Raw genomic sequence first — 22406 nt, 5'->3', positions numbered from 1 at the left:
ACCCCCTCGGTTGTCCCTTCTCTTCGGCTCTTTTTTTTTTAAACCCCCCGGGCCCGGCCCCCGCGCTGGGGGCGCGCCCCCGGGCCCGTTCCTGTGTCACTTCGGGGCGGCCGGCACGGCCTGATGGGAGCGGCCGGCACGGTCCTACTGGGAGCGACCGGTCGAGATCTCCAGCTCGACGTTGACGTCGTCCTCGTCGACGTTGGTGCCCGGCGCCGGGAACTGGCGGACGACCATGTCCTCACCCCATGTGGCGTCGGAGACGTCCTTGGGGTCGTAGTGCCAGCCGCCGTCCTGGAGGCACTTCTGCACGGAGGGCCAGTACTTGTACCGGAAGTCCGGCATGACGATCTTGGTCTCGTCGTCGTAGGCCTCGTCCGGCTCGCTGCACTCCGCGGGGTCGATCGTCTTCTCCTTCTCCGGCCCCTTGTAGTCGTCGGCCGGATCGGCGGACGCGGAGGCCGACGAGCCCCCGCCGCCGCCGGTGGTCGTCTTCTCGTCGTCCCCCGGGAGCGACAGCGCGGCGATCACACCGCCGGCCACCAGGACGGCGGCCACGGCGCCGATCAGCATGCCCCGGTTCTTCCCGCCCCCGCTCGCGGGCGCCGGAGTCGGCGCGGCCGAGGGACCGGTGGGGTAGCCCGGGCCGGAGGGCATCGGGGTCTGGTAGCCCGGGTGGGGCTGCTGGTAGCCGCCGGAGTGCGGGTAGCCGTAGCCCGCCTGCGGGGTCGCGTACGGGCCGGGCGTGGGCGTCTGCGGCTGGTAGGGCATGTGCACGTCCGCGGGCGGCGGCGTCTGCTGGCCCACCGGCGGGAAGACCGCCGAGCCGACTCCCGAGCCGCTCTGGCTCTGGGTGCCGGGGACGATGCTGGGGGCGACCTGCTGCAGCGACTGCATCACCCGCAGGCACTCGTCGCGCATGGCGACGGCGCTGGGGAAGCGCTCGTTCGGGTTCTTCCGCAGGGCCCGGGCGACCAGCGCGTCCACCGCCGGGGGCAGCGAGCGGTTGATCGACGACGGGGCGACCGGCTCCTCCTGGACGTGCGCGTACGCGATGGCCAGGGGGGAGTCGGCGTCGAACGGCAGTCGGCCGGTGACCAGCTGGAAGAGCATGATGCCGACCGAGTAGAGGTCCGAGCGGGCGTCCACGCCGCGGCCCAGCGCCTGCTCGGGCGACAGGTACTGGGGAGTGCCGACCACCATGCCGGTCTGCGTCATGGAGGTGACGCCGGACTGCATGGCGCGGGCGATGCCGAAGTCCATGACCTTGACCACGCCGCGCTTGGTGATCATCACGTTGCCGGGCTTGATGTCGCGGTGGACCAGCCCTTCCTCGTGGCTGATCTCCAGGGCCGCCAGGACGTCGGCGGTGATCTTCAGCGCCTTGTCGGCGGGCATGGCGCCCTGCTGGTCGATGTCGGCCTGGAGCACCGAGCCGAGCGGACGGCCCTCGACGTACTCCATGACGATGTAGGGCGTGGTGAGCTCGCCTAGGACGTCCTCGCCGGTGTCGAACACCGAGACGATGTTGGTGTGGGCCAGCTTGGCGACGGACTGCGCCTCGCGGCGGAAGCGCTCGCGGAAGGCCTGCTCGCGGCCCAGCTCGGTGTGCAGCGTCTTGACGGCCACCTGCCGGTCCAGCACCGAGTCGTAGGCGAGGTGCACCGAGGCCATGCCGCCCTGGCCCAGGAGGTCGCGGAGCTGGTAGCGGCCGCCCGCGAGCGACTGACCCGTGAACCGGCCCTGTCCTTGTGCGCCGTCCTGGCTCATCTGTGTGCGTCCCCCATCGGATCCGGCACGGCGGCAGCGGCCGGGGCCCTCCCGCTAGTGGGTGTCGACCGTGATCGACCGTGTCTTTACCGGCCAAGTCTGCCGTAGGGCACAGACACGTCAAGCGTGGTGCCCGTTCCGTGACCGTACGCGAAGGAAGCGTCGCGGAAGCGTTACTCGATCTCCGGGCCGGTAACCGGGAATTTGCACGCCAGGCCGCCCACGGGGTTTGATGACCGGTCCGTCCCCGGCTGGAGCCGGCGGGGTCACTCCTCGACCGGAACCTGGGTCCGACCCCGGACGGAGGGGTGCGGGAAGGCTGTAGCGTGGCTGACGGAGACCGCGACAACCCTGCACGCATCGCGGGCAGAAAGACGGCGAGGACTGATGGCACAGCAGCATCCCGCTCAGGGCCCGTCCGATCCCGAGGCGGCCGGCGGCGGCATGTCTGACGCGCCGGATAATTGGGGCAACGGCGGACTGGTGGGCGACGGCCGGTATCGGCTGACCCGCAGACTCGGGCGCGGCGGTATGGCCGAGGTGTTCGCCGCCGAGGACGTGCGTCTCGGCCGGACCGTGGCGGTGAAGCTCCTCCGCGCCGACCTCGCCGAGGATCCGGTGTCCAAGGCGCGCTTCACCCGCGAGGCCCAGTCGGTGGCCGGGCTCAACCATCACGCCATCGTCGCGGTGTACGACTCGGGCGAGGACAGGACGGACGGGTCCTCGGTCCCGTACATCGTGATGGAGCTGGTCGAGGGCCGCACCATCCGAGAGCTCCTCATCGAGTCCGAGGCGCCCGGTCCCGAGCAGGCCCTGATCATCGTCTCGGGTGTTCTCGAGGCGCTGGCGTACTCGCACCAGCACGGCATCGTGCACCGCGACATCAAGCCGGCCAACGTGATCATCACGCACAACGGCGCGGTCAAGGTCATGGACTTCGGCATCGCGCGCGCCCTGCACGGCGCGCAGTCGACCATGACGCAGACCGGCATGGTGATGGGCACCCCGCAGTACCTGTCGCCGGAGCAGGCCCTCGGCAAGGCCGTGGACCACCGCTCCGACCTGTACGCCACCGGCTGCCTGCTCTACGAGCTGCTGGCCCTGCGGCCGCCCTTCACCGGCGAGACGCCGCTGTCGGTGGTCTACCAGCACGTCCAGGACATCCCGCTGCCTCCGTCCGGCGTGAGCAACCAGGTGCCGCCGGAGCTCGACGGCCTGGTGATGCGCTCCCTCGCCAAGGACCCGGACGACCGGTTCCAGACGGCGGAGGAGATGCGCGGGCTGGTCCAGTACGCCCTGGAGATGCTCTACGAGCAGGGCGGCTACACCGGCACCTGGAACACCGGACCGGTCCTCGCCAACGGCGGCGCGCGCGGTGGCGCCGGCGCCACCGCGGCGACGGCGATGCTCCCGCACGGCGGCGGTCCGGGCGCCGGTTCGTCGACGACGCAGATCCCGCAGCCGATGATCCCCTCGTACAACCCGGGGGACGACGGCGGCTACACCGGAGGCTCCGGCGGGTCGGGCGGCGGCAAGGGCAAGCTGCTGCTGCTGGCCGCGCTGGCGGTGATCGCCGTGGTGGCGGGCGTCGCGCTGGCCATGAACAACATGCAGAACGACACGACCGAGAAGAACCCGAAGAAGCCCCCGGCGACGTCGCAGACCTCCGCACCCGAGGAGGAGTCCGAGGCGCCGGACGACACCTCCGGCCAGGAGGAGGAGAACACGGACACCAGCACCGGCGGCGGATGGGGCGACACCCCGCGCGAGCAGGAGTCGCCGACGCCCTCCCAGCAGCCCGAGTCCCCCAAGCCGGGGAACAGCGGCAGCGGCGGGAACTCCGGTAAGGGCGGCAACACCAACAGCACCGGCGGCACGAGCGGCTCCACCAGCGGCGACACCGGCGACACCGGCACCGTGGACGGCTCCACCGGCAGCAGCACCGGCGAGAGCGGCACCGTGGACGGCTCCACCAGCGGCGACACCGGCGACACCGGCACCGCCGAGGGAAGTGCCGAGGGCACCATCGTGGGAAGCGTGACCGGCTCCGAGGGCTGACCGGCCAGTACAAAGAAAGGGGGCGGAGGAGCGTATGCGCTCCTCCGCCCCTCGATCTTTTCCCTAGGGAACTTCGTGCGATCCGGGAAAGGCTGGCACGAATGAGGAGAAAAAGAGCCGTACGGAGTCTTCCATGAGGCCCGTGTCCGTTATACGGTGCGCGATGTTCCGGCCACCTGCGGGCCGTTCCAAGGCTGCCACCAGCGGTTCTTCCCGACTTCTGGGAGATGGTCGGGCTTCCGAGTTCTTTTACTTGGAAATCCAATCAAAATCCCAGGTCAGGCGCGGTTTCCCAGAAATGAGGAGCCGCGGGTAACGTGATTTCTCGTAGGGCGCTCGCCGGGGCACTGTCACGCCTGCTACCGGCCGAGGGCACCCACCCCGTGCGCGCTGTCGGGGCCAGGCGGAACTGTTACCCCGCGTCCCAAAGGGCGAGGGGGGCACCCCAGGTCACCCGGCAACCCCGGGGACCGGACGACGGAGGAGCAACGTGACCGTGGAGAGCACCGCCGCGCGCACCCAGCGACGCAGCGCCGCCTCAGGCAAGGCCGGGACGTCCCGTGGCCGGACGGCGGCGAAGAAGACCGCCCAGGCGGCCGACTCCGCCCCGGCGGAGCCCCAGCTCGTACAGCTGCTGACTCCCGAGGGGCAGCGGGTGAGCAACCCGGAGTACGACGGCTACGTCGACTCCATCACCCCCGACGAGCTGCGCGGGCTGTACCGGGACATGGTGCTGACCCGGCGTTTCGACGCCGAGGCCACCGCCCTGCAGCGCCAGGGCGAGCTGGGCCTGTGGGCCTCGCTGCTCGGCCAGGAGGCCGCCCAGATCGGCTCCGGGCGCGCGCTGAACGACGAGGACTACGTTTTCCCGACCTACCGTGAGCACGGCGTCGCCTGGTGCCGCGGGGTCGACCCGGCCAACCTGCTGGGCATGTTCCGCGGCGTGAACCACGGCGGCTGGGACCCCAACAGCAACAACTTCCACCTGTACACGATCGTCATCGGCTCGCAGACCCTGCACGCCACCGGCTACGCCATGGGCGTCGCCAAGGACGGGGCCGAGAGCGCGGTCATCGCCTACTTCGGCGACGGCGCCTCCAGCCAGGGCGACGTGGCGGAGGCCTTCACCTTCTCGGCCGTCTACAACGCGCCGGTGGTGTTCTTCTGCCAGAACAACCAGTGGGCGATCTCCGAGCCCACCCACCGCCAGACCCGCGTGCCGCTGTACCAGCGCGCCCAGGGCTACGGCTTCCCGGGCGTCCGCGTCGACGGCAACGACGTGCTGGCCTGCCTCGCGGTGACCAAGCAGGCCCTGGAGCGGGCCCGCCGCGGCGAGGGCCCGACCCTGGTCGAGGCCTTCACCTACCGCATGGGCGCGCACACCACCTCCGACGACCCGACCCGCTACCGCGGCGACGACGAGCGGGCGGCCTGGGAGGCCAAGGACCCGATCGCCCGTCTGCGCGCGTACCTCCTCGCCGAGACCGACACGAACGAGGGGTTCTTCGAGGAACTGGAGACCGAGAGCGAGGCGTTGGGCAAGCGGGTACGCGAAGCGGTCCGGAACATGCCCGAGCCGGACAAGTTCGCGATCTTCGAGAACGCCTACGCCGACGGTCACGCGCTCGTCGACGAGGAGCGCGCCCAGTTCGCCGCCTACCAGGCGTCGTTCTCCGACGGTGAGGGGGTCTGACCATGGCAGTCGAGTCCGTGAAGGCGCGTGAGTCCTTGAAGACGCTGGCGATCGCCAAGGCGATCAACGAGTCGCTGCGCAAGGCCCTGGAGACCGACCCCAAGGTCCTGATCATGGGTGAGGACGTCGGCAAGCTCGGCGGCGTCTTCCGCGTCACCGACGGCCTGCAGAAGGACTTCGGCGAGGAGCGGGTCATCGACACCCCGCTCGCCGAGTCCGGCATCGTGGGCACCGCCATCGGTCTGGCGCTGCGCGGGTACCGGCCCGTCGTGGAGATCCAGTTCGACGGCTTCGTCTTCCCCGCGTACGACCAGATCGTCACCCAGCTCGCCAAGATGCACGCCCGTTCGCTGGGCAAGGTCAAGCTGCCGGTCGTCGTCCGCATCCCCTACGGCGGCGGCATCGGCGCGGTCGAGCACCACAGCGAGTCGCCGGAGTCGCTGTTCGCGCACGTCGCCGGCCTGAAGATCGTCACGCCGTCGAACGCCGCGGACGCCTACTGGATGATGCAGCAGGCGATCGAGAGCGACGACCCGGTCATCTTCTTCGAGCCCAAGCGCCGTTACTGGGACAAGGGCCAGGTCGACACCGAGGCCATCCCCGGCCCGCTGCACAAGGCCCAGGTCGTCCGCCAGGGCAGTGACCTCACCCTGGTGGCCTACGGCCCGATGGTGAAGCTGTGCCAGGAGGTCGCCGACGTGGCCGCCGAGGAGGGGCGCTCGCTGGAGGTCCTGGACCTGCGGTCGGTCTCCCCGCTCGACTTCGACGCGATCCAGGCGTCGGTGGAGCGCACCGGCCGGCTGGTCGTGGTGCACGAGGCGCCGGTCTTCTTCGGTTCCGGCGCGGAGATCGCCGCCCGGATCACCGAGCGCTGCTTCTACCACCTCGAGGCGCCCGTGCTGCGGGTCGGCGGCTACCACGCCCCGTACCCGCCGGCCCGCCTGGAGGAGGAGTACCTGCCCAGCCTGGACCGCGTGCTCGACGCCGTCGACCGCGCGCTCGCGTACTGAGAGGAGGCCGGAACATGAGCACCTCCGTGCGCGAGTTCAAGATGCCCGACGTGGGCGAGGGCCTCACCGAGGCCGAGATCCTCAAGTGGTACGTCCAGCCGGGTGACACCGTCACCGACGGCCAGGTCGTCTGCGAGGTCGAGACGGCCAAGGCGGCCGTGGAGCTGCCCATCCCGTACGACGGGGTGGTGCGCGCGCTGCACTTCGAGGAGGGCGTCACGGTCGACGTCGGCACCTCGATCATCGCCGTGGACGTGGCCGGCGGCGCGCCCGCCGAGCCCGAGGCGGCCCCGGCGGCCGAGCAGCCCGCCGCCGCCCCGGCGGCCCCGGCTCCGGCCGCGGGCGAGGAGGCCAAGCCGCAGGGCCGCCAGCCGGTGCTGGTCGGGTACGGCGTGGCGGAGTCCTCCACGCGCCGCCGCCCGCGCAAGAACGGCGCGGCCCCCGCCGTGGCCGTCGCCGAGGTGACCACCGCCCCGGCGGCGGTCCCCGCCCCGGCGCCCGCCGCGGTCAACGGCAACGGCGCGGCCCCAGCCGTGCCCGGCGGGCCGGACCGCCCGCTGGCCAAGCCGCCGGTGCGCAAGCTGGCGAAGGACCTCGGGGTCGACCTGTGGTCGGTCCGCCCGAGCGGTCCCGACGGGATCATCACCCGGGCGGACGTGCAGGCCGCGGCGGCCGCCGCCGTTCCCGAGGTGCAGGCCCCGGTCCCGGCGGCCCCGGCACCGCAGGCGGCTCCGACCGCTCCGCTTCCTGCCACGGCGGGCGCCGCGCCCGCCGCGGTGTCCGACGGTGCGCGGGAGACGCGGATCCCGGTCAAGGGCGTCCGCAAGGCCACCGCCGCCGCGATGGTCGGCTCCGCCTTCACCGCCCCGCACGTCACCGAGTTCGTCACGGTCGACGTGACGCGCACGATGAAGCTGGTCCAGGAGCTCAAGCAGGACCCGGACATGGCGGGGCTGCGGATCAATCCGCTGCTGCTGGTCGCCAAGGCGCTGCTGGTCGCGATCCGGCGCAACCCGGGGATCAACGCGTCCTGGGACGAGGCCAACCAGGAGATCGTCCAGAAGCACTACGTGAACCTGGGCATCGCGGCCGCCACGCCGCGGGGTCTGATCGTGCCGAACATCAAGGACGCGCACGCCAAGACCCTGCCGGAGCTCGCCGGGGCGCTGGGCGGCCTGGTCGCCACGGCCCGCGAGGGCCGGACGTCCCCCGCGGACATGCAGGGCGGCACGGTCACCATCACCAACGTCGGCGTCTTCGGCGTCGACACGGGCACGCCGATCCTGAACCCGGGCGAGGCCGCCATCCTGGCCTTCGGCGCGGTCAAGCTGCAGCCCTGGGTGCACAAGGGCAAGGTCAAGCCGCGTCAGGTCACCACCCTGGCGCTCTCCTTCGACCACCGGCTGGTCGACGGGGAGCTCGGCTCCAAGGTCCTCGCGGACATCGCGGCGGTCCTGGAGCAGCCGAAGCGTCTGGTCACCTGGGCCTGACGGTTCCCTGAGCAGAACGAAAGAGCCCGCCGCGCGACAGCGCGGCGGGCTCCTTTCCGTGTCCGGGTGGCTCAGCCCACGCGGGCGAAACCGTGGTTGAGCAGGCGGGTCGCGTCGGTGGTGCGCTGGGACGAGGACGTCGAGCCCAGGACCGTGCCGATCACGGTCTTGCCGTTGCGGGTGGCCGCGAACACCAGGCAGTAGCCGGCGACCTGGCCCGAGCCCGTCTTCACACCGATGGCCCCGCTGTAGCTGCTGAGCAGCGGGTTGGTGTTCTTCCAGGTGCCCATGGTGCGGGTGGAGCCGCTCTTGGTGACCGTCTTCGCGGTGTACGACTTCGTCTTCACCACGGTGCGGAAGGTCGTGTTGTTCATCGCGCTGCGGGCCAGCTTGGTCAGGTCCCGCGGCGTCGAGTAGTTCGAGCCGTTGCTGATGCCGTCGAACGAGTCGAAGTGCGTGTTGGTCATGCCGAGGCTCTTGGCGGTGGAGTTCATCTTGCCCAGGAACGACTTCACCCGCGCCGACCGCGTCGAGCCGGTGCCGAACTTGTCGGCGAGCGCGTAAGCGGCGTCGCAGCCCGACGGCAGCATCAGCCCGTAGAGCAGCTGCCGCACGGTCACCTTGTCGCCGACCACCAGGTTCGCCGAGGAGGCGCCCTTGTTGACGATGTAGTTCCGGTAGTCCTGGGCGATGGTCACCTTGGAGTCGAGGTTCAGGTTCGACTGGCTGAGCACCACCTTGGCGGTCATGATCTTGGTGGTCGAGCCGGTGGGCCGCTTGGTGTCGGCACTCTTGCTGTAGGTGGTCCGCCCGAACTGGGTCTCCATCACGAAGCCGCCCTTGGCGACGATGGACGGCGAGGCCACGTTCTTCAGCGGCGGCGCGGCGGCGGCATGCGCGGGCGCCGAGGCGAGCGTCCCGCCGAGGAGCATCGCGCCCCCGGTGACGAGCGAGACCGCGACTCTGCGCGGGCGACGGCTCCTGATGCCGGTCTTCACGTAGGGAACCCCCGGATGTGATGTGCCCCTGAACTGTCCCCGGGGCAGGGCGCCGCCGCGGGATACGGCGGTGCGTGATGTCCGACGACCGGCGAGGGCCAAGGGTTGCGCCGGAGACGGGGGTAATTTCTGGATTTTGCGGTGACTGGGGGTGGAAAGCCGTCCGTCCGCATGCCGGATGCGAACCGAGGATGCGCCTGTCTTGTATCTATGCTGTTCGCATGACCGTGCCGTTGAAGCAGCCGCCCGCCGCCGAGCGGGTGTACATCCACGTCAAGCAGGCGGTCCTCGACCGGCGGTACGAAGGGGGCAGCCTCCTCACCGAGGGTGAACTCGCCGAGGCGGTGGGGGTGTCACGCACCCCGGTGCGGGAGGCGCTGCTACGGCTCGAGGTGGAGGGGCTGATCAAGCTCTACCCGAAGAAGGGCGCGCTGGTCCTGCCGGTCACCGCCCAGGAGATCGCGGACGTGGTGGAGACCCGGCTGTTGGTGGAGGAGCACGCGGCCCGCAAGGCGGTTCCCGCCTCCCCGCAGCTGATCGCCCGGCTGGAGGAGCTGCTGGAGCGGCAGCGGGAGCAGGCGGCGGCCGGAGACTACGCCGCCGCGGCGGTCACCGACCGCTGCTTCCACGCCGAGATCGTCCGCAGCGGAGGGAACGTGATCCTCTCCCACCTCTACGACCAGTTGCGGGACCGGCAGTTGCGGATGGGCGTCGCGGTGATGCACTCGCATCCCGACCGGGCCGCCAAGACGCTGGTGGAGCACGGGGAGATCCTGGAGGCGCTGCGGGCCGGCGACGCGGACCGCGCGGTCGCGGTCGTGCACGGGCACGTCAGCTGGTTCTCCCACCTGGCGCGCGGAGAGGCCCGATGAGCGAGCAGCCGGCCGCACGGGCGGCCGACGCCCCGCGGGCCGGGGACGCCCTCCCGCCGCTGGACCCGCCGGGCGGCACACGGGCCGTCGCCGTCTGGGCGGTGGGCCTGTCCGTCTACTTCGTGGCCGTCCTCTTCCGCACCTCGCTGGGTGTGGCCGGCCTCGACGCGGTGGAGCGCTTCCACGTCAGCGCCTCCGCGCTCTCGACGTTCTCCATGCTGCAACTGCTGGTCTACGCCGCGATGCAGATACCGGTGGGCCTGCTGGTCGACCGGTTCGGCACCAAGAAGGTCCTGGTGGCCGGCTGTGTGCTGTTCACGCTGGGCCAGCTCGGGTTCGCGCTGGCGCCCTCGTACGGCATGGCGCTGGTCTCCCGCGCGCTCCTCGGCTGCGGCGACGCGCTCACCTTCCTCAGCGTGCTGCGGCTGGGCGCCCGCTGGTTCCCGGCGCGGCGCGGCCCGCTGATCGGGCAGCTCGCCGGTCTCATCGGGCAGGGCGGCAACGTCGTCTCCACGCTGGTGCTCTCCCGGGCGCTCACCCAGTTCGGATGGACGGCGTCGTTCGTCGGCAGCGCGCTGTGCGGCGTGGTGGTGCTGGTGCTGACCCTGCTCTTCCTCAAGGACCACCCGGACGGGCACGGCACCCCGCCGGCCCCGCACCGGGGCGTGGCCTACGTCCGGCGGCAGATCACCGAGTCATGGCGGGAGCCGGGAACCCGGCTCGGCATGTGGACGCACTTCACCACGCAGTTCCCCGGCATGGTCTTCCTGCTGCTGTGGGGCATGCCGTTCCTGGTCGAGGACCAGGGGATGGAGCGGGCCAGGGCGGGTTCGCTGCTCACCGTGATCGTGCTGGCCCACATGATGATCGGCGTGGTCTACGGGCAGATCATCGGCCGCCGCCACGGGGCGCGGATGCCGCTCGCGCTCGGCACGGTGGGAGCCACCGCGGTGGTGTGGGCGGTGCTGCTGGCCTGGCCCGGGAGGGCGCCGCTGGCCGTCTTCGCGCTGCTGTGCCTGGTGCTCGGGGCGTGCGGACCGGCGTCGATGATCGGCTTCGACCTCTCCCGCCCGGCGAACCCGGCGGAGCGCGCGGGCACCGCGTCCGGGATCACCAACATCGGCGGGTTCACCGCGTCGATGACGACCCTGCTCGGGATCGGCGTCCTGCTCGACGCCACCGGCGACGACTACCGCGTCGCGTTCTGCGTGGTGTTCGCGGTGCAGCTGCTCGGCGCCTCGCAGATGGTGCGGCTGTGGCGGCCGACGGTACGCCGCGAGCGCGAGCGGGCCGTGGTCCCGGGGCGGGTCGCGGCGGTCCACAAGCCGTAGACCGGCCCCGTCCGGTGCGAGGGACGGCAGCGGTCGCCGGAGGTCTCGGCCCGCTCCGGGCCGCTGCCCCGCCCCTCCCGCGCCGGGCTACCGGGTGACGGTGAAGTTGTCCAGGATCGCCGCGGTCAGGTCGAGGTCGCCCTCCTGCTTGACCCGGTCGATCACCGCGGCCGGCTTCACCCGGCCGCAGGCGAGCAGCACGTACGTCTCCCAGTCGAGCGTCAGCGTCGCCGCCGGGCCCAGCGCCGGCGCCGTCTCCACCGTGCCGCGGCCGCGGATGTCGACCCGCACCGTGCGCAGGAACTCCACCGGACCGTGCACGTCCACCACCACGGCCGAGCTGCGCGGCGCGCCCGCCCGCTCGGCGACCACCTCCGGCAGCGCGTCCAGCAGGTAGTCGCGCGCCACCTGGGCGCCCGGCGAGTCCAGGTTCCCCGGCACGCCGAGCGCGGCCCGCAGGTCCTGCTCGTGCACCCAGACGTCGAAGGCGCGGTAGCGCATCGACTCCTCCAGCGTGATCTCCCGCCCGAGGGGGCCGCGCACCACCGCGTCCGGCTGCCGGCTCTCGTTGCGCAGCTGCCGGTTGCGGCGGATCACCGTGTACTCCAGCTCGGAGGTCATCTCCGGCGCCGTGTGGTGACGCCGGACGTCGACCTGCATCTCCATGTACCGCTGGTGCTCGGTCGTCACGTGGTAGAGGTCGCGCGGCAGGGAGTGGATCGGCCGGGGGTCGCCGAGCATCTCGCAGTCCATCCCGATGACATGGGAGACGATGTCGCGGACGGACCATCCCGGGCAGGGCGTCCGCCGGTTCCACCCGCCCTCCACGAGGGGCAGCACCAGCTCGGATATCGCCTCGATCGAGTGAGTCCAGGCGTCGGCGTAGGGCTGAAGGGCAGGATGCAGACTCACGGAACGGGACCCCTCGGGCGGTTGGAACTCGGGCAGTGCCAGCGTCTTGGAAAGCTAAGTTACGCTGCGGGGAGGTACCCCGGCAGAGCTTTCGTGTGACGATCGTAGAGCTGGGTGGACATCACGACGGCCAAGGCGGTGGTACGGTGCGCGCCTCTCTTCTCCAGATGCGTGTCGACGGGAGCGAATCGGTCGAGCGGCGCCGCGAGCGGGCCTCCGCACTGGTGCGCGAGCAGGCCGGGGCGGACCTGGTCGTCCTGCCGGAGCTGTGGACCACCGGGGCCTTCGCCTTCGACGACTTCGACACCTGGGCCGAGCCGCTGAAGGGCCCCACCCACGAGGCCATGTCGGGGGCCGCGCGCGACGCCGGCGTCTGGCTGCACGCCGGCTCGGTCCCCGAGCGCGCCGACGACGGCACGCTCTACAACACCTCGCTGGTCTACGCGCCCTCCGGCGACCTCGCCGCCGTCTACCGCAAGATCCACCGCTTCGGCTTCGACAAGGGCGAGGCCGTGCTGATGGGCGCGGGAGGCGACCTGGTCACCGTCGAACTGCCGCGGACCACCCTGGGGCTGGCCACCTGTTACGACCTCCGTTTCCCCGAACTCTTCCGCGCGCTGGTGGACGCCGGTGCGCAGACGCTGGTGGTGCCGGCCGGGTGGCCGGAGCGGCGCCGCGGACACTGGACGCTTCTCGCCCGCGCGCGGGCGGTGGAGAACCAGTGCTTCGTCCTCGCTTGTGGAACGGCGGGCACGCACGCCGGAGTTCCGCAGGCGGGTCACTCGATCGTGGTGGATCCGTGGGGCGAGGTCCTCGCCGAGGCGGGCCCCGACGAGGAGGTCCTCACCGTGGAGTTCGACCCCGCGCGGGTCGCCGCGACGCGCGAGCAGTTCCCCGCCCTCAAGGACCGCCGCCTGGGCCTCCCCACGCCTCCCCGCCCCTCCTTCTGACGACATGCCTCCGACAGCACGACGCCGCGCCCCGGGGATCCGGGACGCGGCGTCGTGGCGTGACGGGCGTCAGTTGGTGAAGTACAGGTACTTCCAGGAGCCGTACGTCGTGGAGTTGACGTTGTCGCCGGACGAGGCGTTGATGTAGCTGGTCCGGACGCGGAACTTGAGGCCCGCCTGGCCGGAGGCGCCCAGGTTCACCGTGACCTTGCCGGTGCTGGACAGCTTGAAGTAATCCGAGACACCACTGCGCCAAGCGCCGTTGTAGTACATCTGCACTTCGTAGCGCGCCGCGCGACCCGAGTAGTAGCTCATCGTGGTGCCGACGAGCACGTCCTTGGTCTTGCGGAACCAGTAGTAGTTGTGCGAGCCGACGTAGCCGGTCTTGTAGTGGCCGGAGACGCTGTTGGAGATGCTGACCTTGGCGTAGCCGACCGACGTCACCGTCTTGGGCGCGTACTTGGCGTCGCCCTTGAACACGGCGGTCACCGTGGTGTCGCGCTTCATGTCGACGACCGCGGAGATGTTGCCGCTGGAGTTGACCTTGCCGGACTTCAGCAGCGTGTTGGGCTTGTCCGAGCCGTAGGGGTTGGCCCAGATCTCCACCGTGCGGTTGGAGTACGTCGTGCCCAGGTGGGCGGTGAACGTGACGTCCTTGCCGTACGAGTAGACCTTGCCGTTGTTGTTCAGGGTCAGCGAGGTCGAGGAGCGCGGGATGACGACGGTGTCCGACTTGACCACCGAGGTGTGCGTGGCGTCGCCCGCGTAGGTGACCCGGTAGACCACGTCACCGCCGGCCGGCGGCGTGTCCGTGAAGCTGAACGTGCCGTCCGCCTTCGCCGTCACCGACGCGAGCGCCTTGCCGCTGGGGCTGGCCACGTCGATGCGGGCGACCGACAGCTTCACCCCGGTCGGCAGCGGGACCGTCGCCGTGATCTTGCCGGTGACGGTGAGCTTCGTGCCGCGCGTGCCCTTGGAGGGGGCGCTGACGGTCAGGGTCGGGACGTTGAGCTTCGGGCCGCTGAAGGCCTTCAGGGTGTAGGTCCCGTTCGACCCGACCAGGGCGAAGAGGCGGGAGCCGTCCGGCGCCCACTCGACGTCGGCCAGGCCGCCGCCGGCGGAGAGGGTGCGCAGCGGCTTCGTGCCCTTGGGGGCGAAGACGGAGACGGTGCTGCCGCCGTAGGGGTCGAAGGAGGCGACGGTGCCGTCCCCGTTGACGTCCCCGCTGGCACCGTAAGGCGTGTCCACCGGGTACTGGCCGGCGACGGAGAACACGCCGCCCGCGTAGGTCAGACGCCTGGTGCCGTCGACCAGCACCTCGCCTCCGGGCGCGAGGTCCACGTCGCGGAGGAATTCGCCGAACGTCTTGCCGCTGCCGCTGGCCAACGTCACCGGCGTACCGGAGGAGACGTCGAGGACGGCGGTGGGGCTGCTGCTGATGGAGGTCGAGCCCATGGCGAGCAGGCCGGGGGAGGACGGGTCGGTGTCCAGGATGGCCGGGTCGTGCCAGTGGGAGGACGGGAGGAGACCCATCCTGACCTGGCCGTCCTCCTCCAGGGCCGCGGAGAACTCCGTCAGGGCGGGCTCGGTCGGCTCGGTCGGAGGCTCGGTGGGCTCGACGGGAGGCTCCGTGGGCTCGACCGGAGGCTCGGTCGGCTCGACGGGAGGCTCGGTCGGCTCGACGGGAGGCTCGGTCGGCTCGACCGGAGGCTCGGTGGGCTCGACGGGAGGCTCCGTGGGCTCGACCGGCGGTTCGGTCGGCTCGACCGGCGCCGTCCAGTCCGGGTCGATCGACCCCAGGTTGCCGTCCCACTGGTCGCCGTAGCTGAACCAGACCTTCCCGGAGGTGAAGGCGATGCCCCGCGGACCCTCGGTGGTGTCGATGGTCCAGCGGTCGGTGACCGCGAGCGTGCCCGCGTCGAGAGCCACGACCTCGTGGCTGCCCTCGGCCGCGGCGTACAGGGTGGAACCGTCGTCGGAGAGCACCAGACCGGTGACCCCGGGAAGGCCGGAGACCTTCTTGATGAGGCCGCCGGACCAGTCGGCGGCCGTGATGGTGCCGCCGCTGCGGTCGGCGACGAAGACGCGCTGGAGGCCCGCGTGGGCCACCATGCCGCCGGGAGTGGTGACGGAGGCGGCGGCCGAGGCGGTGCCGGCCGCGGTGACGGTCAGTGCCGCCGAGCTGAAGAGGACGGCCAGAGCCGTCGCGGTGGAGATGCTGCGCCTGCGCACAGGTGGTGTACCCCCCAGGGAACCCGGTGATCGCCGGGCGCGAGGGTCGCGCGAGAACACACGCGTGAGGCCGCCCTTCGAGCGGGGCGCCTTGCACGCGGGGCGCGACTGCCGAGGGCAGCATATGACGTGCCTGCGACAACGGAGAACAGGGTTTCTCCTGTGAATCCCCTCGCCTTCGTCACACCTCCTCCTCGAAAGGCGGAGTCCACCGCCGGAGGTCTAGTCGTCGCCGCCCCCGCGGTCCTTCTCCGCCAGCTGGATCACGCTGATGGCCACCGCGACCAGGAGCGGGGCGTCGGCGTCCTCGCGCACGATGTCGATGCCGTAGGTGTCGCGCAGGGTCAGCCAGCGGCGGGAGATCACCGCGAGGAGCTCGCCCTCGTGCTCCACGGCGAACTCGCGGTCCGCGATCCGGCCGCTGACGTTCAGCTCCGTGCCGTCGGCCATGGTGACCGTGTAGTGGTTCCGCAGCAGCGAGAGCCGCTTGCGGCGCACGGTGGCCAGCGTCTCGCCGTCCCGGTCGATCACCATCGTGCCGCGGAGGGCCACCATCTTCTGGTGGATGCCGAGCAGCACCTCGTCCGTCCGGCCGTGCTTCAGCTCGAAGGTCTCCCGTAGCCGCATGGACTTGCCGTCGACCAGGTAGACCTTGTTGCCGTTCTCGTCCTCGATCCAGTAGTCGTCGCCCACGGCGACCAAGCGTTCGCGCACCACGAGTCTCATGGGTGATGGAGTTCCCCACGAGAGGGCTCGGGACGCGGTGGGTAGACCGAACGGCGGTCACAGTCCCAGTCGCGCGCCGCGGGATTCGGCCACGTGCAGGGCGTCGCGCAGGCACTCGGTGAGGCGGCGGTTCACCCAGGTGGCCTCCAGCAGCGTCGTCCGGCCGGAGGCGAGCGTCTCGCGGGCGAGGGCCAGCACGACGGCGGCGGTCTCCAGCTGCTGGTCCTCCAGCTCGTCTGCGAGCCGCGAGACGGGCCCGTCGTCCCCCGACAGGAACGCCGGCCTCCCGTCCTCCGTCCACGGCAGCCGCCGCAGGGGTGTGGGTTCGTCCGTCACGGGGCGCTCCTCTCGTCGGTACGCCGTGACAACGACACAGGGCGGGGGTAGGTAGTGGTGGGTAGTGGTGGTGGGTAATGCGTAGTGGTGCACGGTCGCATACGGTCACCGTGTGGACAAGATCAATCCCGACTCGCCCCAGTACGTCTACGAGCAGCTGGCCTCGATACTGGAGGCCAAGATCAGGTCGGGCGAGTACCCGCCGGGGACGCGTCTGCCGGGAGAGCTGGCGATGACGCACCACTACGGCGTCGGCCCGGGGACCGTCCGCCGCGCGCTGGCCTTCCTGCGGGACGCAGGGCTGGTGGTCACGCGGCCTGCGCGGGGCAGCTTCGTCGCCGATCCGCTGCCTCCGGGGAAGTGAGGGGACGGTGCCCACCGGCACCGTCCACCCCCGTGGCACCCTTGAGGGATGAACGACTCCGCGCCCCGTCGCGCCCGCGTTCGCGCCCCCGAGCTGATCGGCAAGGGCGGCTGGCTGAACACGGGCGGTAAGCAGTACACCCTTTCCGACCTGCGAGGACGCGTTGTCGTTCTCGATTTCTGGACCTTCTGCTGCGTGAACTGCCTGCACGTCCTGGACGAGCTGCGGGAGCTGGAGGAGAAGCACCGGGACACCCTGGTGATCATCGGCGTGCACTCGCCGAAGTTCGTCCACGAGGCGGAGCACCAGGCCGTGGTCGACGCGGTGGAGCGGTACGGCGTGGAGCACCCCGTGCTGGACGACCCGGAGCTGGCGACCTGGAAGCAGTACGCCGTCCGGGCCTGGCCGACGCTGGTCGTGATCGACCCGGAGGGCTACGTCGTCGCCCAGCACGCCGGCGAGGGCCACGCGCACGCCATCGAGAAGCTGGTGGAGGAGCTGGAGGCCGAGCACGAGGCCAAGGGCACCCTGCGCCGCGGTGACGGCCCGTACGTGCCGCCGGAGCCGGAGCCGACCACCCTCCGCTTCCCCGGCAAGGCGCTGCTGCTGCCGAGCGGGAACTTCCTGGTCAGCGACACCACCCGGCACCAGCTGGTGGAGCTCGAAGCGGACGGCGAGAGCGTCGTGCGCCGCATCGGCGGAGGCGGCCGCGGTCTGGCCGACGGCGGTCCGGACACCGCCCTGTTCAGCGAGCCGCAGGGCCTCGCGCTGCTGGACGACACGACCGTGGTGGTCGCGGACACCGTGAACCACGCGCTGCGCCGCCTGGACCTGGCCACCGGCGAGGTCACCACGGTGGCCGGCACGGGCCGGCAGTGGATGCAGGGGGAGCCGACCTCGGGCGCGGCCCGCGAGGTCAGCCTCTCCTCACCGTGGGACGTCGCCCACTGGCGGGGCAAGGTGTGGATCGCGATGGCCGGCGTCCACCAGCTGTGGGCGTGGGACCCGGCGGCCGGCACGGTCGAGGTGACCGCCGGCACGACCAACGAGGGCCTGGTCGACGGCCCGGGCCGGGAGGCGTGGTTCGCGCAGCCCTCGGGACTCGCGGTGTCCACGGACGGCGAGCGGCTGTGGCTCGCGGACTCCGAGACCAGCGCGCTGCGCTGGGTGGACGGTGACGGCGCGGTGCACACCGCGGTCGGCACCGGCCTCTTCGACTTCGGCCACCGTGACGGCGAGGCGGGGCAGGCGCTGCTTCAGCACCCGCTGGGCGTCACCCCGCTGCCCGACGGCTCGGTCGCGGTCAGCGACACGTACAACCACGCGCTGCGCCGCTTCGACCCCGCCACCGGCGAGGTCGCCACGCTCGCCACGGATCTGCGCGAGCCCAGCGACGCGGTGCTGGTCGGCGGGGACATCGTGGTCGTCGAGTCGGCCCGGCACCGGCTGACCCGGCTGCGGCTGCCGGAGGAGGCGGTACGGGTGGAGTCGGTCGCGCACCGCACGCGGCGTGCGGCGACCGAGGTGGCCCCGGGCAGGCTGGAGCTCGACGTGATCTTCCAGGCTCCCGCGGGTCAGAAGCTGGACACCCGGTACGGGCCGTCGACCCGGCTGCTGGTCTCCTCGACCCCGCCGGAGCTGTTGCTCGCGGGCGAGGGCGCGGACACCGATCTGAGCCGTGCGCTGGAGCTGAACCCCGCGGTGGCGGAGGGCGTGCTCCACGTCTCCGCGATGGCCGCCTCGTGCGACGACGATCCGGCGAACGAGTACCCCGCCTGCCACGTGCACCAGCAGGACTGGGGCGTCCCGGTCCGCCTCACGGCCGACGGGGCGACCCGCCTGCCGCTGGTGCTCGCCGGGATGGACGCGTAACCACGCGTCGCCGGGGAGGAGTCCCGGTCCCCGTCAGTACGGGCGACGGGGCTCCTCCTCGATGACCGGGGCCGCCGGCGGCATGACCACGCGACGGCGCCGCGCGATGCTGGTGAACGTCGCCACGCCGATCAGGCCGACGAGCATCAGGATGATGCCGACCAGGTCGACGTTGACGCCGCTCATCTCCCAGTCGGTGGCGAAGGTGAGAATCGCTCCCACCGCTATCAGGACGATGCAGCCACCCAGTCCCATGACGTGTGTCTCCTTCGTGAGGATTCTTCGTCAACCCCGGATACCCGGGCGGCTGCCGCCCATGTGTCACAAGGGTTCCGCTATCCCTGGAGGAACGCGGCCAGCGCGCCCGCGAGGAGGAACGGGTCGTCGGCGGCGCACAGTTCGCGGGCGCTGTGCATGGACAGGATGGCCACGCCGATGTCGACGGTGCGGATGCCGTGGCGGGCCGCGGTGATCGGGCCGATGGTGGTGCCGCAGGGCATCGAGTTGTTGGACACGAAGGACTGGAACGGCACTCCGGCCCGCTCGCAGGCGTCGACGAACACCGCGCGGCCCGAACCGTCGGTCGCGTAGCGGTTGTTGACGTTCACCTTGAGGATGGGGCCGCCGCCGGCGCGCGGGTGGTGCGTCGGGTCGTGCCGCTCCGCGTAGTTGGGGTGCACGGAGTGGCCGGTGTCGGAGGAGAGGCAGACGGTGCCGGCGAGGGCGCGGGCCCGGTCCTCCAGGGAGCCGCCGCGGGCCAGCACGGAGCGCTCCAGCACGGTGCCGAGCAGCGGGCCGTCGGCGCCGGTGTCGGACTGCGAGCCGGTCTCCTCGTGGTCGAAGGCGGCGAGCACCGGGATGTACGGCAGGTCGTCGACGGCGGCCACGGCGGCCAGCGCGGCGGTGCCGGCGTGCACCGAGAGCAGGTTGTCCATCCGCGGCCCGGCCAGCAGTTCGCGGTCGCGGCCCAGGTAGGCGGGGGCCTCCACGGAGTGGGTCATCAGGTCCCAGCCGGCGACCGAGCCGCGCTCCAGGCCGGCCTCGTCCTCCACGAAGGCGATCAGGTCGCCCTCGGCGACGTCGTCGCCCAGGCCCCAGACGGGCTGCATGTGGCGCTGCTGGTCCAGCTTGAGTCCGTCGGTGTGGACGGAGCGGTCCATGTGGATGGCGAGCTGCGGGACGCGCAGCAGCGGACGGTCGACGTTCACCAGGCGGGTGCTGCCGTCGCGCAGGGTCAGCCGGCCGGCCAGGCCCAGGTCGCGGTCGAGCCAGGAGTTGAGCAGCGGGCCGCCGTAGATCTCGACCGCGACCTGCCGCCAGCCCTGGGAACCGGTGTCGGGCAGCGGCTTGACGCGGAGGTTGGGGGAGTCGGTGTGCGCGCCGACGATGCGGAACGGGGTGTGCGGGGCCGCGCCCTCGGGCACGAACCAGGCGATCAGCGCGCCGCCGCGGATCACGTAACGGCCGCCGGCCGAGGCGTCCCAGGCGTCCGTCTCCGACAGCTCGCGGAACCCGGCCTCCCGGAGCTTCGCGGCGGCGTTGGCCACGGCGTGGTACGGCGACGGGGAGGCCGCCAGGTAGGTCATCAGGTCGTCGGTGTGGCCGCGGTCGAAGCGGACGGGTGCGCTCATGGGAGCCAGCCTAGAGTGCGGCGGTCCGTGGGCTTCGGCGCCCACCGGGCGACCGGGCGGCCCGGGCGGTCCCGCCCCGCGGGGGGTGATGGCCGCCGGGCCGCGGCGGCCGTCACCGGCGCAGCGCCTCCACCGGTTCGATCCTGGCGGCCCGCCAGGCCGGGTAGATGCCGGCGACGACGCCGGTCACCAGGCCGATGACCGGGGCGGCGGCGACCGTGCCGGGGTGGATGACCGGTGTCCAGTCCCGGGCGATCGCCACGCCGACCACCGCGACCGTTCCGACGCTGGTGCCGACGAGCCCGCCCAGGGTGCCCAGGACGCCGGACTCGGCGAGGAACTGGCTGGTGACGTGCCGTCCCCTGGCGCCGAGGGCACGGCGCAGGCCGATCTCGCCGGTCCGTTCCAGGACGGCGACCAGCGTGGTGTTGGCGATGCCGACCGCGCCGATGACCAGGCAGATCGCGGCGAGCAGCAGGAACAGCTGGTTCAGGTCGGAGGTGACGGAGGTGCGCAGCAGTTTCGGGTCCGGCGGCGGAACGGACTTCAGGTACTCGGGATGGTCGGGACGCAGCGCGACGGGCGCCTCCTCGGCGATCTGCCGGGCGGCTCCGACCTTGGTGGAGATCAGCATCTCGGCCTTGGCCGACGGCCCCCACAGTTCCCGGGCGACGGTGTCGGGGACGAGCACCGCGGTCAGGAGGTCCGACTTGCGTTCCACGTCGTCGACGATGCCGATGACGGTGAACGGCTGGTCGCCGATGAACAGCGCGGGCCGGGTCTCCAGCGTGGTGATGCCCAGCCGGCCGGCGACGGCGCTGCCGACGACCGCGACCCGCTGCCGGCTGCCGGCGTGGAAGGCGTCGTAGGCCCTGCCTTCCTGGAGGTGGGCCACCGCCGCGCCGAGGACTCCGGGCGAGGCCGCCACCACGTCGACGGGCTGGTCCGAGCCGTCGCCCACCGGGGAGGAGCGCACGGCCGGGGCGCCGTCGGGAGGCTGCACCTTCCAGTGGACGCCCGCGTGTCTCACCCCGGCGAGCTTCTCGATCCGCTCGCCGGCGTCCTCGGGGAAGGAGGGGCCGGCGAATTCGTCCTTGTCCCGGGCGACGTCCTCGACGGTGACCTCGGTGGCGGTCAGCAGGTTGAACCGCTCGTCGATCTGCGAGGACGCGGTGGCCGTCAGGCCGAGCACGGCGACGAAGGTGCCCACGCCCAGGACGGTGCCGAGGGCGGTGAGACCGGACCGGCCGGGGCGCTGCAGCATCCCGGCCAGCGCCTCGCCCAGCAGGTCCCGCAGGGCGAACCGGGAGGACTCGACGAGAGGCGCGCCGGGGGCCGGAGGGGCGCCCCGGCGGCCGGGGCGGCGCGGTGAACAGCGCGGCGAGAGCCTGCCGAACGGGTTCATCCGGCCATCGCCTCCTCCCGCAGCACCCCGTCGCGGATGGCGACGGTGCGCCGGCCGCGCGCCGCGACCTCCTGGTCGTGGGTGATCAGCACGATGGTCATGCCCTCGTGGTGCAGTTCCTCCAGCAGGCGCAGCACGGTCTGCGCGTTGGCGGTGTCGAGGTTTCCGGTGGGCTCGTCGCAGAGCAGCAGCGACGGGCGGCCCACCAGGGCCCTGGCGATGGCGACGCGCTGCCGTTCGCCGCCGGACATCCGGGACGGGAGCGCGTCGACGCGGTGGCCGAGGCCGACGCGGCGCAGCGCCTCACGGGCCCGTCGCGTCCTCTCCCGCCGCGGGGTGGCCCGGTAGACCATGGCCAGGGCGACGTTCTCCAGGGCGCTGCGGTGGGGCATCAGGTGGAAGGACTGGAACACGAAGCCGATGCGGCGGCCGCGCAGCGCGGTGCGGTCGGCGTCCTTCAACGAGCCGGTGTCGATGCCGTCCAGCAGGTAGGCGCCCGCGGTGGGGGCGTCCAGCAGTCCGGCGAGGTTGAGGAAGGTGGACTTGCCGGAGCCCGAGGGGCCGACGACGGTCACGAAGTCCCCGTGCCGGATGGTCAGGTCGCACGGGCGGAACGCCTCGACCGGCGGTGGCCCGGGGTAGGTGCGGGCCACCTGGCGGAACTCGATCACCGGTGGCCGCCCGGCGGCACCGTCCGGTCCGGCCACGGCGGCGGTACCGTCCGATCGGGTCACGGCGGCGGCACCGTCCGGTCCG

19 protein-coding genes are annotated in these 22406 nt (G+C 71.9%); 9 read left to right on the top strand and 10 right to left on the bottom strand.

Going from position 1 to position 22406, the window contains the following annotated elements; genetic code table 11:
- Positions 1-144: 144 nt before the first annotated feature.
- The gene (locus ACFRAV_RS22775; protein ID WP_382558104.1) at positions 145-1770 is read right to left on the bottom strand and encodes a protein kinase; all 1626 of its coding nucleotides are present in this window, start codon (positions 1768-1770) and stop codon (positions 145-147) included.
- A gap of 387 nt (positions 1771-2157) precedes the next feature.
- Between ACFRAV_RS22775 and ACFRAV_RS22770 the strand changes: the two genes are divergently transcribed.
- From ACFRAV_RS22770 to ACFRAV_RS22755, 4 genes are all read left to right on the top strand, one after another.
- Positions 2158-3828 (top strand): protein kinase, encoded by a 1671-nt coding sequence (locus ACFRAV_RS22770; protein ID WP_382558103.1) that lies wholly within the window; start codon positions 2158-2160, stop codon positions 3826-3828.
- Between the two features lie 490 nt (positions 3829-4318).
- Positions 4319-5521, top strand: a complete 1203-nt coding sequence (gene pdhA / locus ACFRAV_RS22765) for a pyruvate dehydrogenase (acetyl-transferring) E1 component subunit alpha (RefSeq protein ID WP_382558102.1) — start codon at positions 4319-4321, stop codon at positions 5519-5521.
- Positions 5522-5523: 2 nt separating this feature from the next.
- Positions 5524-6531: an alpha-ketoacid dehydrogenase subunit beta gene (locus ACFRAV_RS22760; RefSeq protein ID WP_382558101.1), complete on the top strand. Its 1008-nt coding sequence runs from the start codon at positions 5524-5526 to the stop codon at positions 6529-6531.
- Between the two features lie 14 nt (positions 6532-6545).
- On the top strand, positions 6546-8021 hold the full coding sequence (locus tag ACFRAV_RS22755) for a dihydrolipoamide acetyltransferase family protein (RefSeq protein WP_382558100.1): 1476 nt from the start codon (positions 6546-6548) through the stop codon (positions 8019-8021).
- Positions 8022-8092: 71 nt separating this feature from the next.
- Here ACFRAV_RS22755 and ACFRAV_RS22750 read toward each other — a convergent pair whose 3' ends face one another.
- Entirely contained in the window at positions 8093-9019 is a 927-nt protein-coding gene (locus ACFRAV_RS22750; RefSeq protein WP_382558099.1) for a D-alanyl-D-alanine carboxypeptidase family protein, read from the bottom strand.
- Positions 9020-9240: 221 nt separating this feature from the next.
- Here ACFRAV_RS22750 and ACFRAV_RS22745 point away from each other — a divergent pair, with 221 nt between their 5' ends.
- Positions 9241-9891, top strand: a complete 651-nt coding sequence (locus ACFRAV_RS22745; RefSeq protein ID WP_351114977.1) for a GntR family transcriptional regulator — start codon at positions 9241-9243, stop codon at positions 9889-9891.
- Positions 9888-11222 carry a nitrate/nitrite transporter gene (locus ACFRAV_RS22740; protein WP_382558098.1) on the top strand — a complete coding sequence of 445 codons (1335 nt, stop codon included), beginning with the start codon at positions 9888-9890 and terminating at the stop codon, positions 11220-11222. Before ACFRAV_RS22745 ends, ACFRAV_RS22740 begins: the two co-directional genes overlap by 4 nt.
- A gap of 87 nt (positions 11223-11309) precedes the next feature.
- On the opposite strand, the gene ACFRAV_RS22735 is transcribed toward ACFRAV_RS22740, so the two are convergent.
- Positions 11310-12134 (bottom strand): maleylpyruvate isomerase family mycothiol-dependent enzyme, encoded by an 825-nt coding sequence (locus ACFRAV_RS22735; RefSeq protein ID WP_382558097.1) that lies wholly within the window; start codon positions 12132-12134, stop codon positions 11310-11312.
- Positions 12135-12280: 146 nt separating this feature from the next.
- Between ACFRAV_RS22735 and ACFRAV_RS22730 the strand changes: the two genes are divergently transcribed.
- A complete protein-coding gene (locus ACFRAV_RS22730; RefSeq protein WP_382558096.1) occupies positions 12281-13084 on the top strand; it encodes a carbon-nitrogen family hydrolase in 804 nt (267 codons plus the stop codon).
- 69 nt (positions 13085-13153) lie between these two features.
- Here the strand turns inward: ACFRAV_RS22730 and ACFRAV_RS22725 are convergent, their stop codons facing one another.
- The 3 genes from ACFRAV_RS22725 to ACFRAV_RS22715 all read right to left on the bottom strand — a co-directional run bounded on the left by ACFRAV_RS22725 (position 13154) and on the right by ACFRAV_RS22715 (position 16378).
- Complete coding sequence (locus ACFRAV_RS22725; protein WP_382558095.1) at positions 13154-15316, bottom strand: Ig-like domain repeat protein; 2163 nt, start codon at positions 15314-15316, stop codon at positions 13154-13156.
- Between the two features lie 222 nt (positions 15317-15538).
- Entirely contained in the window at positions 15539-16042 is a 504-nt protein-coding gene (locus ACFRAV_RS22720) for an LURP-one-related/scramblase family protein (RefSeq protein ID WP_382558094.1), read from the bottom strand.
- A gap of 57 nt (positions 16043-16099) precedes the next feature.
- A complete protein-coding gene (locus ACFRAV_RS22715; protein WP_382558093.1) occupies positions 16100-16378 on the bottom strand; it encodes a hypothetical protein in 279 nt (92 codons plus the stop codon).
- A gap of 112 nt (positions 16379-16490) precedes the next feature.
- Between ACFRAV_RS22715 and ACFRAV_RS22710 the strand changes: the two genes are divergently transcribed.
- Both ACFRAV_RS22710 and ACFRAV_RS22705 read left to right on the top strand, forming a co-directional pair.
- Positions 16491-16742, top strand: a complete 252-nt coding sequence (locus ACFRAV_RS22710) for a GntR family transcriptional regulator (RefSeq protein ID WP_382558092.1) — start codon at positions 16491-16493, stop codon at positions 16740-16742.
- 48 nt (positions 16743-16790) lie between these two features.
- A complete protein-coding gene (locus ACFRAV_RS22705; RefSeq protein WP_382558091.1) occupies positions 16791-18614 on the top strand; it encodes a thioredoxin-like domain-containing protein in 1824 nt (607 codons plus the stop codon).
- Between the two features lie 33 nt (positions 18615-18647).
- On the opposite strand, the gene ACFRAV_RS22700 is transcribed toward ACFRAV_RS22705, so the two are convergent.
- The 4 genes from ACFRAV_RS22700 to ACFRAV_RS22685 form a co-directional block, all read right to left on the bottom strand.
- Positions 18648-18869: a DUF6458 family protein gene (locus ACFRAV_RS22700; RefSeq protein ID WP_382558090.1), complete on the bottom strand. Its 222-nt coding sequence runs from the start codon at positions 18867-18869 to the stop codon at positions 18648-18650.
- 80 nt (positions 18870-18949) lie between these two features.
- Entirely contained in the window at positions 18950-20245 is a 1296-nt protein-coding gene (locus ACFRAV_RS22695) for a M18 family aminopeptidase (protein WP_382558089.1), read from the bottom strand.
- 112 nt (positions 20246-20357) lie between these two features.
- Positions 20358-21650 (bottom strand): ABC transporter permease, encoded by a 1293-nt coding sequence (locus ACFRAV_RS22690; RefSeq protein WP_382558088.1) that lies wholly within the window; start codon positions 21648-21650, stop codon positions 20358-20360.
- The gene (locus tag ACFRAV_RS22685; RefSeq protein WP_382558087.1) at positions 21647-22384 is read right to left on the bottom strand and encodes an ABC transporter ATP-binding protein; all 738 of its coding nucleotides are present in this window, start codon (positions 22382-22384) and stop codon (positions 21647-21649) included. The genes ACFRAV_RS22690 and ACFRAV_RS22685 overlap by 4 nt, the downstream gene beginning before the upstream one ends.
- Positions 22385-22406 lie beyond the last annotated feature (22 nt).

The organism is Streptomyces sp. NPDC056600 (assembly GCF_042792855.1).
GTDB lineage: Bacteria > Actinomycetota > Actinomycetes > Streptomycetales > Streptomycetaceae > Streptomyces.
The sequence above is the reverse complement of the archived record's forward strand: the minus strand, read 5'-3'. Positions and strand labels throughout refer to the sequence as shown.

Bases quoted from the DNA above. Each gene is read 5' to 3' on its own strand.
- ACFRAV_RS22760 (WP_382558101.1), top strand. From the start codon at position 5,524: ATGGCAGTCGAGTCCGTGAAGGCGCGTGAGTCCTTGAAGACGCTGGCG.
- ACFRAV_RS22755 (WP_382558100.1), top strand. From the start codon at position 6,546: ATGAGCACCTCCGTGCGCGAGTTCAAGATGCCCGACGTGGGCGAGGGC.
- ACFRAV_RS22770 (WP_382558103.1), top strand. From the start codon at position 2,158: ATGGCACAGCAGCATCCCGCTCAGGGCCCGTCCGATCCCGAGGCGGCC.
- ACFRAV_RS22720 (WP_382558094.1), bottom strand. From the start codon at position 16,042: ATGAGACTCGTGGTGCGCGAACGCTTGGTCGCCGTGGGCGACGACTAC.
- ACFRAV_RS22740 (WP_382558098.1), top strand. From the start codon at position 9,888: ATGAGCGAGCAGCCGGCCGCACGGGCGGCCGACGCCCCGCGGGCCGGG.
- ACFRAV_RS22695 (WP_382558089.1), bottom strand. From the start codon at position 20,245: ATGAGCGCACCCGTCCGCTTCGACCGCGGCCACACCGACGACCTGATG.
- ACFRAV_RS22705 (WP_382558091.1), top strand. From the start codon at position 16,791: ATGAACGACTCCGCGCCCCGTCGCGCCCGCGTTCGCGCCCCCGAGCTG.
- ACFRAV_RS22690 (WP_382558088.1), bottom strand. From the start codon at position 21,650: ATGAACCCGTTCGGCAGGCTCTCGCCGCGCTGTTCACCGCGCCGCCCC.
- ACFRAV_RS22745 (WP_351114977.1), top strand. From the start codon at position 9,241: ATGACCGTGCCGTTGAAGCAGCCGCCCGCCGCCGAGCGGGTGTACATC.
- ACFRAV_RS22700 (WP_382558090.1), bottom strand. From the start codon at position 18,869: ATGGGACTGGGTGGCTGCATCGTCCTGATAGCGGTGGGAGCGATTCTC.
- ACFRAV_RS22775 (WP_382558104.1), bottom strand. From the start codon at position 1,770: ATGAGCCAGGACGGCGCACAAGGACAGGGCCGGTTCACGGGTCAGTCG.